The sequence below is a fragment of the Erythrobacter sp. genome (genome assembly GCF_023653175.1).
In the GTDB taxonomy this organism is placed as follows: Bacteria; Pseudomonadota; Alphaproteobacteria; order Sphingomonadales; family Sphingomonadaceae; genus Erythrobacter.
The window spans coordinates 1-14,889 of sequence record NZ_JAMNXL010000003.1 but is presented as its reverse complement, the minus strand read 5'-3'; the positions used below and the strand labels follow the sequence as shown (position 1 = coordinate 14,889).

Annotated in this window: 13 protein-coding genes and 1 pseudogene; 6 read left to right on the top strand and 8 right to left on the bottom strand. The window is 65.8% G+C overall.

Features of this window, described 5'->3' with window-relative positions; genetic code table 11:
• Positions 1 to 10 precede the first annotated feature (10 nt).
• Together NBV68_RS00700 and NBV68_RS00695 are read left to right on the top strand one after the other, a co-directional pair.
• A complete protein-coding gene (locus tag NBV68_RS00700; protein WP_296306422.1) occupies positions 11 to 1,192 on the top strand; it encodes an acetyl-CoA C-acyltransferase in 1,182 nt (393 codons plus the stop codon).
• 56 nt (positions 1,193 to 1,248) lie between these two features.
• Complete coding sequence (locus NBV68_RS00695; protein ID WP_296306421.1) at positions 1,249 to 1,767, top strand: pyridoxamine 5'-phosphate oxidase family protein; 519 nt, start codon at positions 1,249 to 1,251, stop codon at positions 1,765 to 1,767.
• A gap of 51 nt (positions 1,768 to 1,818) precedes the next feature.
• Here NBV68_RS00695 and NBV68_RS00690 read toward each other — a convergent pair whose 3' ends face one another.
• The 3 genes from NBV68_RS00690 to NBV68_RS00680 form a co-directional block, all read right to left on the bottom strand.
• On the bottom strand, positions 1,819 to 4,392 hold the full coding sequence (locus NBV68_RS00690) for a TonB-dependent receptor (RefSeq protein ID WP_296306419.1): 2,574 nt from the start codon (positions 4,390 to 4,392) through the stop codon (positions 1,819 to 1,821).
• A 176-nt stretch (positions 4,393 to 4,568) separates the two neighbouring features.
• Positions 4,569 to 5,774 (bottom strand): type III PLP-dependent enzyme, encoded by a 1,206-nt coding sequence (locus tag NBV68_RS00685; RefSeq protein WP_066531660.1) that lies wholly within the window; start codon positions 5,772 to 5,774, stop codon positions 4,569 to 4,571.
• 237 nt (positions 5,775 to 6,011) lie between these two features.
• The gene (locus NBV68_RS00680) at positions 6,012 to 6,584 is read right to left on the bottom strand and encodes a LemA family protein (protein ID WP_296306416.1); all 573 of its coding nucleotides are present in this window, start codon (positions 6,582 to 6,584) and stop codon (positions 6,012 to 6,014) included.
• Positions 6,585 to 6,657: 73 nt separating this feature from the next.
• On the opposite strand from NBV68_RS00680, the gene NBV68_RS00675 reads away from it, so the two are divergent.
• Entirely contained in the window at positions 6,658 to 7,650 is a 993-nt protein-coding gene (locus tag NBV68_RS00675) for a DUF3137 domain-containing protein (protein ID WP_296306415.1), read from the top strand.
• 99 nt (positions 7,651 to 7,749) lie between these two features.
• Here the strand turns inward: NBV68_RS00675 and NBV68_RS00670 are convergent, their stop codons facing one another.
• From NBV68_RS00670 to NBV68_RS00650, 5 genes are all read right to left on the bottom strand, one after another.
• Positions 7,750 to 8,259 carry a hypothetical protein gene (locus NBV68_RS00670; RefSeq protein WP_296306412.1) on the bottom strand — a complete coding sequence of 170 codons (510 nt, stop codon included), beginning with the start codon at positions 8,257 to 8,259 and terminating at the stop codon, positions 7,750 to 7,752.
• A 26-nt stretch (positions 8,260 to 8,285) separates the two neighbouring features.
• Entirely contained in the window at positions 8,286 to 9,479 is a 1,194-nt protein-coding gene (locus NBV68_RS00665; RefSeq protein ID WP_296306410.1) for a carboxynorspermidine decarboxylase, read from the bottom strand.
• Positions 9,480 to 9,481: 2 nt separating this feature from the next.
• Positions 9,482 to 10,408, bottom strand: a complete 927-nt coding sequence (locus NBV68_RS00660) for a peptidyl-alpha-hydroxyglycine alpha-amidating lyase family protein (protein WP_296306409.1) — start codon at positions 10,406 to 10,408, stop codon at positions 9,482 to 9,484.
• A gap of 162 nt (positions 10,409 to 10,570) precedes the next feature.
• Positions 10,571 to 11,056, bottom strand: coding sequence for a hypothetical protein (locus NBV68_RS00655; protein ID WP_296306408.1), 486 nt, complete (start codon positions 11,054 to 11,056; stop codon positions 10,571 to 10,573).
• A gap of 31 nt (positions 11,057 to 11,087) precedes the next feature.
• Complete coding sequence (locus NBV68_RS00650) at positions 11,088 to 12,314, bottom strand: saccharopine dehydrogenase family protein (RefSeq protein WP_296306406.1); 1,227 nt, start codon at positions 12,312 to 12,314, stop codon at positions 11,088 to 11,090.
• Between the two features lie 123 nt (positions 12,315 to 12,437).
• Here NBV68_RS00650 and NBV68_RS00645 point away from each other — a divergent pair, with 123 nt between their 5' ends.
• From NBV68_RS00645 to NBV68_RS00635, 3 genes and pseudogenes are all read left to right on the top strand, one after another.
• Complete coding sequence (locus tag NBV68_RS00645; RefSeq protein ID WP_296306404.1) at positions 12,438 to 13,412, top strand: pyridoxal-phosphate dependent enzyme; 975 nt, start codon at positions 12,438 to 12,440, stop codon at positions 13,410 to 13,412.
• Between the two features lie 81 nt (positions 13,413 to 13,493).
• Positions 13,494 to 14,708 (top strand): DUF3419 family protein, encoded by a 1,215-nt coding sequence (locus tag NBV68_RS00640; RefSeq protein ID WP_296306403.1) that lies wholly within the window; start codon positions 13,494 to 13,496, stop codon positions 14,706 to 14,708.
• Positions 14,708 to 14,889, top strand: a pseudogene (locus tag NBV68_RS00635) (SAM-dependent methyltransferase); the annotation flags it as partial. The gene NBV68_RS00640 and the pseudogene NBV68_RS00635, both read left to right, overlap by 1 nt.

The following is a 14,889-nucleotide window of genomic DNA, read 5'->3' as shown; positions in this document are numbered from 1 at the left end:
ACCCCCTATCATGGCACGTGACGCTGTTATCGTTTCCACCGCCCGCACCCCCATCGGCCGCGCCTACAAGGGCGCCTTCAATGCCACGCCCGGGCCGACGCTCGGCGCCCTCAGCCTCGCGCCGGCCATCGAGCGCGCCGGGATCGAGGCCGGCCAGATCGACGATGTGGTGTGGGGCACCGTCCTCACGCAAGGGACTCAGGCCGGCAACATCGCCCGCCAGGTCGCACTGCGTGCCGGCTGCCCGGTCACTGTCAGCGGCCAGACCATCGACCGCCAGTGCTCCTCGGGCCTGATGGCGATTTCGACCGCCGCCAAGCAGATCATCGTCGACAACATGGATATCGTTGTCGGCGGCGGGCAGGATTCGATCAGCCTCGTCCAGACCCCTGAGATGCGCGTCTCGCCCGACCGCTCGCTGATCGCGATGCACAAGGACGTCTACATGCCGATGCTCGGCACGGCCGAGACCGTCGCCAAGCGCTACAACATCAGCCGCGAAGCGCAGGACGAATACGCCTACCAGTCGCAGATGCGCACCGCCGCCGCGCAGGCCGAAGGGCGCCTTGACGCCGAGATCGTCCCCGTCACCGTCACCATGAACGTGGTCGACAAGGAGACCAAGGAAGTCTCGCAGAAGGAGATCACCCTCTCCAAGGACGAGGGCAACCGTCCCGAGACCACCCTCGAAGGCCTCCAGAGCCTCCAGCCGGTGATGGGCCCGGGCATGTGCATCACTGCGGGCAATGCCTCGCAGCTGTCGGATGGTTCCTCGGCGAGCGTGCTGATGGAAGCCAAGATTGCCGAACAACGCGGTCTCCAGCCGCTCGGCCGCTATGTCGGCATGGCGGTCGCGGGCACCGAGCCCGACGAGATGGGCATCGGCCCGGTCTTCGCTATCCCGAAGCTGCTCAAGGCAACCGGCCTCAAGATGGACGACATCGGGCTGTGGGAACTGAACGAGGCCTTCGCGGTGCAGGTGCTCTACTGCCGCGACACGCTCGGCATCCCCAACGACATCCTCAACGTCAGCGGCGGCTCGATCTCGATCGGCCACCCCTACGGCATGACCGGCGCGCGCTGCACCGGCCACGCCCTGATCGAAGGCAAGCGCCGCGGCGCCAAGTATGTGGTCGTCACCATGTGCATTGGCGGCGGCATGGGCGCGGCCGGTCTCTTCGAGGTCTTCTGAGCGGAACTTTTCCTCCGCGTCGGCGCTAGCGCCTGTCCCCAACGAAGGAGACAGGCATGGCGACCGACGCGGAGATCCGACGCAAGTTCTGGAAGGCGCTCAACAGCGACATGACGATGTTCCTCGGCCTGGCCGAGGGCGAGGACGGCCACGCCCGTCCCATGACAGCGCAGCTCGATGACGAGCTGGATGTTGACGGCGACTACCACGGCCCGCTGTGGTTCTTCACCGCCACCGACAACAACCTCTACCGCATGATCCAGCAGGCCGAGCTCGACGGCGGAAGCCCGCGCGCGATGGCGCACTTCGCCTCCAAGGGGCATGACGTGTGGGCGACGGTCCACGGCCAGCTGTCCACCACCCGCGACCGCGCGACCATCGACCGGCTCTGGAACCGCTTCGTCGCGGCCTGGTACGAAGGCAAGGACGACCCCAAGATCGCGCTGATCCGCCTCGATGCCGAGGAAGCCGAGATCTGGGTCGACGCCTCCTCGCTGGTGGCGGGGATCAAGATGCTGATCGGGATCGACCCCAAGCAGGACTACAAGGACAAGGTCGCCGAGGTGCGGCTGTAAGGGCTGGCCGAGGCAGCGAGGCGCCCTCGCCCCGCTGCTCCGGCCCGCCAATCAGAACTCGACGCTGACGCGCCCGTACAGGAACCGCCCGCTGAAACCGAAGGGCGATTGCGAGGAATAGGGCAGAAATGCTTGATTCTGGCCGAAATTGAATCCGCCGACGACGCCGAAGGGCAAACGGTCGGGGTATTCGTCGAGCAGGTTGTTCGCCCCCACCGCCAGCTGGACGCGCTCCATCAGCGTGTAGCGCGCTTCCAGATCGACCACCCACTTGGGCGACAGCGTCACATCGCCCGGGGCCGCGCCCTTGGCGATGGTGAGATCATTGTTCGAACCGATCGGCAGGAACACCGAACCGAAGCGGTTGGCCCGCAGGCTCGCGCCGAACGGCGCCATGTCCCAGTCGAGCCCGATATTGAGCTTGTTCGACGGCTGCCCGTCGGTCAGGCGGAAGCTCTCCGGACGCGCGAACAGGCGCTGGGCGGCGAAGCCCGAGAATGTCCTGCGGTCGGTGATCGCGGTGTCGTTGACGTTGAAGCCCGCGGTCAGCGTGAAGCGGCCCGCGCCGAAATCGGGCACGCGGTAGCTCGCAACGATATCGAGACCCTCGGTGCGGGTGTCGATGCCGTTGATGAAGAACCGCGCCGAAGTGCCGACCACGCCCGCCGCCTGCAGCAGCGCGACCACGTCGGCGCCCTGCAGGTTCTCGGTCAGCACGATGCGGTCGGTGATCTTGATGTTGTAGTAATCGACCGTGAGGCTGAGGCCCTCGACCATGGTGAACACCACCCCCCCGCCGAGGTTGACCGATTCCTCGGGCTCGAGCGGCTGTGCGCCCAGCGCCACTGCGATCGGCGAATTGACCGGGAAGGTGCCGATCTCGATCAACCCGACGCCCGCGACATTGTTGGTAGAGGTGGTCGAGAAGAACTGCTGCGCCATCCCCGGCGCGCGGAAGCCGGTCGAGGCCGAACCGCGGATGGCGATCCCTTCGACAGGCTCGAAGCGCGCGGCGATCTTGCCGTTGAGCGTGTCGCCGAAGTCCGAGAAGTGCTCGTAGCGCCCTGCGACCTGCACGTTGAACATGTCCGACAGATCGGTGTCGAGTTCGACATAGGCGGCAAAGCTGTCACGCGAGGCGTCAACCGCAGTGGAGGGCTGGAAGCCCGGGAACACCTGCGCGCCGGGCGCTGCGCCGTTCGAGAAGGTGAAGGGCCCAGCGATGTAGCTCGCCTCTTCGCCCGGGATGATCTTGTAGTTCTCGTTGCGCCACTCGCCCCCGAAGGCGATCGAGCTGTCGCCGATGCCGAGGTCGATGTCGCGCTGGGCATCGACATTGACCGAGGTCTGCCCCGACCGCAGCCCGCCCGCGTCGAATTCGGTCGGGCTCGCGATCCCGCCGAGCGAGGCGTTCCAGCTGTTCGAAACGCCGTAATCGAGGCGGTTGCTGCCGTAGTTGACCGACAGGTCGAGGTTCCAGCCGCCGGTCTCGCCGCGGATCCCGATCACCCCTGCGATATCCTCGATATCGGCATCGATCTGCGGCAGGAACCCGTCGGGATAGAAGGGCGCGCCGCCATTGGCGAAGTCGCGGTTGCGCGCGTCGAGCGAGCGGCGGTAGAAGCCCGCGCCGTTGGCCTGGCGGTTGCCATAGCTGCCGAAGGCATAGAGCTCGAAGCTTGTCCCGACATCGATGCCGGCGTTGACGAACAGGTTCACGTCCTCCGACTTGCCGTCACCGAACCGGTGGTTGTAGCGATTGATGGTGGTCTCGCGGACGTCACCCACGCCGGAATATTGCCGGCGGATGTCCGGGCCCGAGCGGTTGGTGGGATCGCGGTCCTTGTATTCGGCGGTGATGTTGACGAAGCCGGTGTCGCCCAGCGGCAAACCGTAATTGGCGGCGAAGGTGACGGTGTCGCCATCGCGGCGCTTGCGGTCCTCGCCGGTATAGGTGATCACCGGATCGTTGCTCGCCCCAGTGGTGGGCGCGACGCTCTGGACCTGGGCGACGTCCTCCATGGTGGTAATGTACTTGCCGTAGGTGACCTGCGCGCGCCCGCCCTGGCCCTTCCTGAGCTGGATGTTGATCACCCCCGCGATCGCGTCCGAACCATATTGCGAGGCCGCGCCATCGCGCAGCACTTCGATGCGATCGATCGCGAGCGGCGGGATGGTGTTCATGTCGACGCCGGTGGAGCCGCGCCCGATCGAACCGTTGAGGTTGAGCAGCGCCGAAGAATGCCGGCGCTTGCCGTTGACCAGCACCAGCACCTGATCGGGCGCAAGGCCGCGCAAGGTCGCCGGGCGCAGCGAATCGGTGCCGTCGGTCAGCGAGGGCTGCGGGAAATTGAACGAGGGGACGAGATTGTTGAGCAGCCGGTTGGTCTCTGTGGTGCCCTGGTTGAGCAGCGCATCGGAACCGATCACGTCGATCGGCACCGCGCTTTCGGAAACCGTGCGGTCGGTGCGGCGGGTGCCGGTGACGATGATGGGGTCACCCACGGCCGCGGGATCGGTTTCGGCGCCGGCGGCCTCGTCCTGCGCGAAGGCGGGCTGCGCCGCGCAGCCCAGCGCAAGGGCCACAAGCGCGCTGCCGGTGGTGAAGGAGGTGCGAATTGCCATGATATGCTTCCTCGGTGCCAGAATGATCGTTTGGACCGGAAAGTTATCGGCAAGCGGCTCAAAGCCTAACAAAATTGCGCCGCCAAGCGGGCTTCTTGTCATTCCTGTGGTATTTATGTGACAAATGTGCGTAAACGCCGCCGCCCCGCCCTCAACGGGCGGAGCGGCGGAAAGGGTCAGCGCAGGCTCACCACGTTGTCGGTCGCCTCGCGCACGCGGGTGCCGTTGAACAGGCTCATCATCGGCTCGTCCTGCACGGTCACGACCTGGGCATTGCCATAGCCGTTGAAACCGGTCTTCATCGCCGCGCCGTAAGCGCCGAGCATCCCGATTTCGATATAGTCGCCCGCCTGGATGTCGGCGGGCAGCTTGAACGGGCCCTTCATGTAGTCGGCATCGTCGCAGGTCGGGCCGTAGAAGGCGAAATCCTCGTCTTCCTCGATCAGGTCGTCCTCGAGCGCTCGCACCGGGAAGCGCCAGGCAACGTGAGCGGCATCGTAAAGGGCGCCATAGGCACCGTCGTTGATGTAAAGCTCCTCGTCACGGCGCTTGTTCACCTGCACGATCATCGACGAATACTCGGCCGACAGCGCGCGGCCGGGTTCGCACCACAGCTCGGCGTTGTAGGCGATCGGCAGGCTTTCGAAGTGCTTGGCGATGATCGCGAAGTAATCTTCCATCGGCGGCGGTTCGAGCCCCGGATAGGCGCTCGGGAAGCCCCCGCCGACATCGATCATGTCGATCACGACCGACGCCTCGGCAATCGCCGCACGGGTGCGGTCCAATGCCTGCACGAAAGCGAAGGGCGTCATCGCCTGGCTGCCGACATGGAAGCACACGCCCAGCCAGTCGCAATGCTGGCGGGCCTGCTGGAGCAGCTGGGGCGCTTCGATGAGGTCGCAGCCGAACTTCGACGCGAGGCTGAGCTCGGAATATTCCGAAGATACGCGCAGCCGCACGCACAGACGCAGGTCGCGCGGCGCCTCGCCGGTCGCGGGATCGGTGCAGGCGGCCACGATCTTCTCCAGCTCCTCGTATGTGTCGAGGCTGAAGGTACGCACGCCGTGCTCGAAATAGGCCTCGCGGATTGCCGCCGGGGTCTTCACCGGGTGCATGAAGCACAGCACCGCGTCAGGCAGGATGCCGCGCACCAGCCGCACCTCGGTGATCGAGGCGACGTCATAGTGGGTGACACCGGCGCTCCACAGCACCTCGATCAGATCGGGCGCCGGGTTGGCCTTGACCGCATAGAGCACCTTGCCCGGAAACTTCTCGACGAAGAAACGGGCGGCGCGCCGCGCGGCGTGCGGGCGATTGAGGATGACGGGTTCGTCCGGACGGAGGTCGCGGACTACAGCCAGTGCGTCAGGATAGATGTGCAACTCAAGGGACCCCCAAAACGGTTTGTGAAAACCATAAAACGACAAGCTGCCTTGCGGTTTGGAAGTCCCCTTGGGGCAGCGGAAGGGCGCATCTAGGGCCTGGGGGGGGAAATGCAAATGAAAAATGCACCCCGCCGGGAGGAAATGTTACTTTTTGAAGACATCATCCGGCCCACAGCCCGAACGCGACCGGAATGTGACCGGAAATCCGCTGTTTGGCCCCGTTCTGGAGCCGAATCAGAAGCTGATCCGCGGCACCTGGTCGACCGTCCCCTGCTCGCTCGCGTCGAGGCGGTGGAAGTCCGCCTCGGCGAATCCGAACATTCCGGCAAACAGCACCGCCGGGAAGGATTCGCGCGCGGCGTTGAAGCGCGCGGTCGCGGCGTTGAGGGCGCGGCGGGCGGCAGCCAGCTTGTCCTCGACATCGGCGAGCTCGCCCTGGAGCGACTGGAAATTCGCGGAAGCCTTGAGGTCGGGATAGGCCTCGCCCAGCGCCAGTAGATTGCCGAGCGCGCTCTTCAGCTGCTGCTCGCCCCCCGAGGACGGTGCGCCGCTGGCGGCGGCATTGCGCGCCGCGATCACCGCTTCGAGCGTCGCCACCTCGTGCCCGGCATAGCCCTTCACGGTCTCGACAAGATTGGGGATAAGATCATGCCGCTGGCGCAGCTGGGCATCGATATCGGCCACCCCCTGCCGCACGCTCTGCCTGAGGCCGACGAGATTGTTGTAGGCGGCAATCGCGAGCAGGACGAGCGCTACCACCATCACCAGAATGGCCGAAGTCCACAGCCAGCCGAAAATCTCGATCACGCGCAAGCCCTCCTTGAATTCTGCGCGTTCCTTAGCGCATATTCGTTAAGGGAGAGGTGCTAACCGGCAAATAATGGCGGGACCAGTGGGATCGGATATCAACGCCCTGATGCAGGGCGGCCTGGCGGATTGGCTTGCCGGGCAGAACGGCATGCGCGAAAGCGCGAAGAAGCAGGCGACGAACCGCTGGGTGTGGGGCGCGGTGATCCTCATGCCGGTGATCGCCTTCATCTGGTTCAGCCCCCTGCCGACGCAGCTGTCAGGCATCCTAACTTTCGCCGGCGTCGCGGGTGCGGCCTGGTGGGGATACCGCCCGATTGCCGCGGCAAAGCTGGCGATCAAGACCGGTATCAACAGCGCAATCGCGGCCAGCCATGGCCTGTCCTATGCCGCCGAGGTCGAGCCCGGCCCCGAATTCGAGGCGGCGCGCAACTATGGCCTCTTGCCCGGCTTCGACCGCTCCAGCTTCGAGGATCGCTGGCATGGCACGCTCGAGGGGCATGATTTCGACCTCTACGAATGTCATCTCGAAGAGCAGCGCGGTTCGGGCAAGAACCGGCGCTGGGTGACGGTGTTCAGGGGGCCGATCATCCGCATGAGCTTCGGCCGCCGGTTCCATTCGACGACGCTGCTCGAACGCGCGGGCAAGCACCGCAAGTGGCTGGGCCTCGGCGGCGCGAGCGATCATGTCCGCTTCGAGGGGCACCGCCTCGACCGCGTCGACCAGGTCCACCCCGCTTTCGGCGAGACCTTCGCGCTCTATTCCGACGATCAGGTCGAGGCGCGGGTGCTGGTGCATCCGAGCTATGTCGAGCATCTGCTGCGGCTCGAAAGCGCCTTCGAGGCGCGCGAGCTTCGCGCGTTGTTCGCCCGCGGCGAGGTGATCATCGCCATCGAGGCGGGCAATCTGTTCGAAAGCGGCGGGATGGACGCCGCAAAGGACCACGAGAACGCCGCGCGCGCCGCCCGCCAGTTCGGGGCGCTGGCGGGGCTGGCGCTGGCGATCAACCAGAACGAGCGCGGACGGGTGCTGGAGCAGAACCCGGCAGGCTCGGGCGAGCTCTAGGGCGGTTTCCGATCCGATTGCATCGGACCGGCCGCTCTAGGCTATTGTTTTACCGCGTTTTTCGAGCCGCCGGGTGATTTCACCCGGCTCGAAAACGCTCTAGCCGCCCGCATCCTCGCCCGCTGCCACCGGATAGGCATCGCCGATGATGCTCAGCAGCACGTTGATGTTCTCGCGGATATTGGCCATCGTCACCCCCTGATCGAGAACGTGATAGCGGGTGAAGACCAGCGACTTCTCCTCGAAATCGGCGGTGACGCTGATCGCGGCCTGGGCGTCGTTGGCCTTGGCGAGGGTCTCGAAACTGGTGCCCTCGGGAAGGTCGAAGCGCGCCTGGATCATCACCCCCTGGCAGCCGGGCACACCGCTCACGTCGCAGGCGGTGCCGAACAGGAGGTAGACGATCCCGTCCTCGCTTTCGGCGGCAAGATAGGTCTCGCCGGGCTTGCCGGTCTCCCTCACCTTGTGCCCGAGCGCGGTGACCGTCGCAGCCAGATCGGCCTGGGTGACCGACATGACGATGCGCTTCGCATCGTAATCCTGCGCCGCCGCGGGCGCGGCTGCCCCGGCGACGGCGAGCGCCGCCGCGAATGCCCGAAGTCTGGTCATCTATCTGTCCCCCCTCGCCCGCCAGCTCAGCTCAGCCGGTCGCGGAAATCGGCGTAGTCGAAGCGTTTGATGCAGTCGAGCGCGTCGGTTTCGCTGTCCCACATCCAGATGCTCGGCAGCGCGACCCCGTTGAAGGTGTTGGTCTTCACCATCGAATAATGCGCCTGGTCGAGGAAGGCGAAACGCGCGCCGGGCTCGGCGGGGACCGGCAGGCGGTAGTCGCCGATCACGTCGCCCGCGAGGCATGAGGGGCCGCCGAGACGGATCGGGATAAGCCCCTCATCGACGATCTCGCCGAGCATCGCTGGCCGATAGGGCGCTTCGAGCACGTCGGGCATGTGGCAGGTCGCCGAGATGTCGGTGATCCCCACCGGCATCTCGTTGAAATGGGTGTCGAGCAGCGTGCCGACCAGAATGCCCGCGTCGAGCGCGACCGCCTCGCCGGGTTCGAGGATGATCTGGCAGCCGGTGTCGGCGGCTGCGTCACGCAAGAACTCCACCAGCTCCTCGCGCTGGTAATCGGCGCGGGTGATGTGGTGGCCACCGCCCATGTTGATCCATTTGAGCTGCTCGAAGAAGGGCTCGATCACGTCGAACACCCGGTCCCACGTGGCCTTCAAGGGCTCGAAATCCTGTTCGCACAGGTTGTGGAAGTGGATGCCCTCGACGCCCTCCATGTGCTCCTCGGTAAGCTGATCGAGCGGGAAGCCCAATCGCGATCCGGGGGCGCTGGGGTCATACTTGGCGACCTCGCCGGTTGCTACCTGCGGGTTGATCCTGAGGCCGACGCTGACCGGCGCGCCGTTGGCTGCGGCGTTGTCGAGGATCAGGCGCGCCCGTTGGTGCTGGAAGGGCGAGTTGAAGATCACGTGGTCGGACAGCCGGCAGATCTCCTCCAGCTCCTCGGGCTTGAAGGCGGCGGAGTAGGTCGCGATCTCGCCGTCGTAGAACTCCGACGCGAGGCGCGCTTCCCACAGGCCCGAGGTCGAGACCCCGTCGAGATATTCGCCGATGATCGGCGCTGCCGACCACATCGAGAACGCCTTCAATGCGGCGAAGACCTTGATGTCCGCGCCGTCTGCGGCGGCGGCATCGCGCACGCCCGCCAGAACGCGGCAATTGGCGCGCAGCCGCGCGGCGTCGACCACGAAGGCGGGGCTGTCGACACGCGACAGATCGAATTGGGCGAAGGCCCCGGGATCACCGGCCTTGGTCTGCATGGCTATTTGTCCGATCGGGAGGGAAGAGAAAGGCGCACGACACGTCCGCCATTGACGTCGGTGGCGTAGATATGTCCGTCCGGGCCGATCGCAAGATCATGCCCGAGGCTCGCGTCGTCGCCCGGCAGGCCGATGTCGTAAGCGGCCTCGGCGGTGCCGCCCGCGGCATAGATGCGCAGCACTGCGCCATTGCGGTCGGCGCCGTCGCGGCCCTCCAACGCCAGCACGCGCCCGTCGCCCAAAGGCTTGAGGGCGTAGGTGTGATTGCCGGCGGGCGAGGCCCAGCTGGCGACCAGTTTGCCGCCGTGGTCATAGATCTGAATGCGCGCATTCTCGCGGTCGGCGACATAGATGCGGGTCTCGTCGACAGCGACCGCGTGGGCGACCTTGAAGTCGCCCCAGTCGCGGATGAACGCCCCCTCGGGCGAGACTTCCGCGACGCGGGTGTTCACGTAGCCATCGGCGATGAGGACGCGGCCCAGCAGGAAGGCGACGTCCGCCGGGCGTCCGAAATGGGCGGCGTCCTGCGCGGTGACGCCCTGCTCGCCGAGGGTCAGCTCTTGGCGGCCCTCTGCGCTGAAGCGGAACACCTGCTCGCGGGCCACATCGGTGATCCAGACCTTGCCCTCGGCGTCGATCGAGATGCCATGCGGCATGACGAACACACCCGCGCCCCACTGGGCGAGCAGCGTGCCATCGGGCGAGAACTTGAAGACGGTGGGTTCGGGGATCGGCTCCTTCGGGAAGGGTTCCTCCCACTTGCGCCCGGCGCGGTGGAGCACCCAGACATTGCCCTGCGCATCGACATCAACCCCGCTGACCTCGCCGAACTTGGTGCCTGCGGGAATGGTCGGCCAGCCGGTGTCGACGGCGAGCGTCGGCAACTCTTCGCGCGGCGGAGGAGGCGCGCTGCAGGCGGCGATGGACAAGAAAGCCAATCCCGCCGACAGCCTTGGCGATCGGAAAAGCGACACCACGTTGAACCCAAAGGCGGTTCCATCGACACGCGACAGGTCGAAATGGGCAGGGGCGCCCGGATCACCGGCTTTGGTTTGCATGGCAGCGCCCATAGTCGCGCAGCGCGCCTCCTGCTAGTCGACAATCCAGTGTCGCACCTTGGTGCCGTCGGGAATCCCGAGATAGAGCTGATGTATCTCTGCCAGCCCGATGAAAACGTCGTTGACCGACATGACCTTGAAATTCTCGGGCTCGAAGCTGCATTCGGCGAAAATCGGCAGCGTGAGGAACATATAGGCCTCACCGGGCCCGGCGACCTTGCCCGCCGCGTGCAACCGCGCGATGAGCTTTGGGCCAAACCACTCATCCACCTCGTCGCCGCCTCGCGCGCAAATCGCATCGAACGCGGCGCGGCTTGCGGCGACCTGCCGCACATCGGCGGCCGAGCAGCACAGCCAGTGCACCTGCCCGTCCCCGTCGGCGGCGAAGACATCGCCAAGCATCGAGCACAGGAACGGCTCAAGGTCGCCGCGCTTGGTCAGCCAGGACCACCTGTCGGCAATCGCCCCGGCAAGCGCCTTGCCCGGCTGAAAGGCATTATCGCGCCACCCGACTGCCATCCGATGCCCCCCGATCAGAGGGCCGACGATACTAGAACCCGACCGGCCCGTCCATCTCCTCGACCGTCCACGGCAGCCCGTGAGCGTTGAGCATGTCCATGAAGGGATCGGGATCGAGCTGTTCGATGTTGAACACGCCCTCCCCGCGCCAATCCCCGCGCACCATCATGGCCGCGCCGATCATCGCCGGTACGCCGGTGGTGTAGCTGACCGCCTGATTGCCGGTCTCCTCATAGGCCGCCTCGTGCGAGCAGATGTTCTTGATGTAGAACGTCTTCTCGCCCGAACCGTCGAGCGCCTCGCCGGTCGCGATCACGCCGATATTGGTGTTGCCCTTGGTGGTCTCGCCCAGCGTTTCGGGCTTGGGCAGCACCGCGGCGAGGAATTGCAGCGGGATGATGTCCTTGCCCTGATAGCGCACCGGCTCGATGCTGGTCATGCCGACGTTCTGGAGCACGGTGAGGTGGGTGATGTACTGATCGCCGAAGGTCATCCAGAAGCGCGCGCGCTCGAGTTCGGGGACGAACTTCGCGAGGCTTTCCAGCTCCTCGTGATACATCAGGTACATGTTCTTGGGGCCGACCGCCTCGAAATCGAAGCCGACCTTGGTGGACATGGCCGGGGTCTCGACCCACTCGCCGTTCTCCCAGTGGCGCGCCGGAGCGGTCACTTCGCGGATGTTGATTTCCGGGTTGAAGTTGGTCGCGAAATGCTGGCCGTGATCACCGCCGTTGCAATCCAGGATGTCGAGTTGGCGGATGGTCTTGAGCTTGTGCTTCTTGAGCCACATGGTGAACACGCTGGTGACGCCCGGATCGAAGCCCGACCCCAGCAGCGCCATCAGCCCCGCGTCCTTGAACCGCTCCTGATAGGCCCACTGCCAGTGATATTCGAACTTGGCCTCGTCCTTGGGCTCGTAATTGGCGGTGTCGAGGTAATCGACTCCCGCTTCGAGGCAGGCGTCCATGATCGGCAGATCCTGATAGGGCAGCGCGAGGTTCACCACCAGCCCTGCGCCGGTCTCGCGGATCAGGCGCACCATCGCCGGGACTTCCTCCGCGTCGATCTCGTAGGTGGCGATATCGCGCCCGCAGCGCTCCTTGACGCTCGCGGCGATCGCGTCGCACTTGGACTTGGTGCGGCTGGCGAGGTGGATCTCGGGGAATATCTCGGGGTTGAACGCCATCTTGTGGACGCAGACCGAACTCACCCCGCCCGCACCGATGACGAGAACAGTGCTGGACTTAGCTGCCGACATGATAGGAACCTTTCGTGATGCGAATCTTGCGCGCGCCTTAAAGCATTGCTCCGAAAAGTGGGAACCGGTTTTCGGACAGAAGCAATGCGGCAACCAGTTAGTCCAACGCAGCCGAGGGGACAAATGATCCAAGCCGATGTCAGAATGCCAACCCAGGAAGGCGTGATCGCCGCCGCCGCATCGGTTGCAGCGATCCTCCCACCCACCCCGCTGCTGCCGGTCAAGATCAGGGGCGTGCGCGCCTGGGTGAAGGCCGAGACGCTGCAACCGATCGGTTCGTTCAAGATCAGGGGTGCGTGGTGGCGGCTTTCCAACCTCACGGAGGAGGAACGTCGTGCGGGGGTCGTCGCCGTGTCGTCGGGCAATCATGCGCAGGGCGTTGCGTGGTCAGCGCGGCGGCTTGGCATCCGCGCGGCCATCGTCATGCCGCATGATGCGCCGCAAGTGAAGCTCGCCAACACCAAGGCGCTGGGCGCCGAGGTGGTGCTCTACCAGCGCCCCGGCGAGGACCGCGATGCGGTGGCCGCGCGGCTGATCGAAGAGCGCGGCGGCTCGCTGGTCCATGCCTTCGGCGATCCATGGGTGATCGAGGGGCAAGGCTCGGCCGCGATCGAGATCGCCGCGCAGCTCGGTCATGCGCCGTCGCGGATCGTGGCGTGCTGCGGCGGCGGGGGGCTGACCGCCGGGCTGGCGCTCGGCGCGCCCGGCAGCGCGGTGCATCCGGTGGAGCCGGTCGGCTGGGACATGGTCGGGCAGGCGATCGCGAAGGGCGAGCTGGTCCATGCCGCGCCGGATGCGCCCAAGACGATCTGCGACGCGCTCCAGCCCAACGTCACCAAGCCATTGAACCTCGGCCTGCTGCGCGGCCGCGCCGAACCCGGCGTCACCGTCACCGACGACGAGGTGCGCGCGGCGCAGCGCTTTGCCTTTGCCGAGCTGCGGCTGGTGGTCGAACCGGGCGGCGCGGCGGCGCTGGCGGCGGCTCTCGCGGGCAAGGTGCCGGTCGACGCGGACACCGTCATCATGCTCACCGGCGGCAATGCCGATCCGGCGGCCTATGCGGCGACGATTGCGGGGCCCATCGCTTCTGGCGCATAAGCCTGTGGAAACCGTCACATTGACGAAACGCATCGCGAATACGACAACCGCTTGACGTAACGGCAAGGACCCCCTCCCCCTATGGCTACTCAGGCAAAGCGGATCATCGAAGACGCGGTGATCCGCAAGGATGCAAAGGTCGGCGACAAGCTGCTCGACAAGGCGTTTGCGCTCGCCTTCAAGGGGCTGGTCTATGCCCAGATCTGGGAAGACCCGGTGGTCGACATGGAGGGCCTCGACATCCAGCCCGACAGCCGCGTCATGTGCATCGCCAGCGGGAGCTGCAACGCGCTGTCCTACCTCACTGCGAACCCGGAGAGCGTGACCGCGGTCGACTTGAACCATGCGCATGTGGCGCTCGGGCGTCTCAAGATCGCGGCTATCCGCCACCTGCCCAATTACGAGCGCTTCCACCGCTTCTTCGCGCACGCCGACCACAAGGAGAACGCGGCGGTCTACAAGACCATGATCGCGCCCCATCTCGACGAGGAAAGCCGCGCCTATTGGGAAAAGCGCGACATCCGCGGGCGCAAGCGCATCAGCTACTTCACGCGCGGCATCTACCGGCAGGGATTGCTCGGCAATTTCATCGGCCTGGCCCACGTCTTTGCCAAGCTCTACAAGATCGATCTCGGCAAGCTGCTCGAGGCCCAGACGCTCGAGGAACAGCGCGCGGTGTTCGAGCAGGAGCTGGCGCCCGTGTTCGAGAAGAAGTTCATCCGCTGGCTGACCGATCAGCCCGCCTCGCTGTTTGGCCTCGGCATCCCCCCTGCGCAGTTCGAGCACCTTGCGGGCGACGAGCGCATGGCAGAAGTGTTGCGCCGCCGGCTCGAAAAGCTCGCCTGCGATTTCGAGGTCAAGGACAACTACTTCGCCTGGCAGGCCTTCGGGCGCGGCTACAACCGTTCGGAAAGCGCCGCCCTGCCGCCCTATCTCCAGCGCGCCAACTGGGAGGCGATGCGCGAGCGGATCGGGCGGCTCGACGTGACCCGCGCCAACATGGTGGGCTGGATCGAGGCTCGCGAGGAGGCGAGCATGGACCGCTTCGTGCTGCTCGATGCGCAGGACTGGATGAACAACCAGCAGCTCGATGGCCTGTGGAGCCGCATCACCCGCGCCAGCCGCCCCGGCGCGCGGGTGCTGTTCCGCACCGCTGCCGAGCCGAGCCTGCTGCCCGGCCGCCTGGACGATGCGATCCTGTCGCAGTGGCGCTACCTTGAAGAGGTCTCCGCCGACCTCACCCGCCGCGATCGTTCGTCGATCTATGGCGGCGTCCATGTCTACGAGCTGGCGTGATGGCTTCCGCTCCCCGCCCCTCGCACGCCGCGCTGATGGACGAGGTCTATCGCGGCCAGCGCCACATCTATGACTTCACGCGCAAGTATTACCTGTTCGGGCGCGACACGCTGATCGCGGGGCTGGCGGCGCGGCCCGGAATGCGGGTGCTCGAGGTCGCCTGCGGCACCGGGCGCAACCT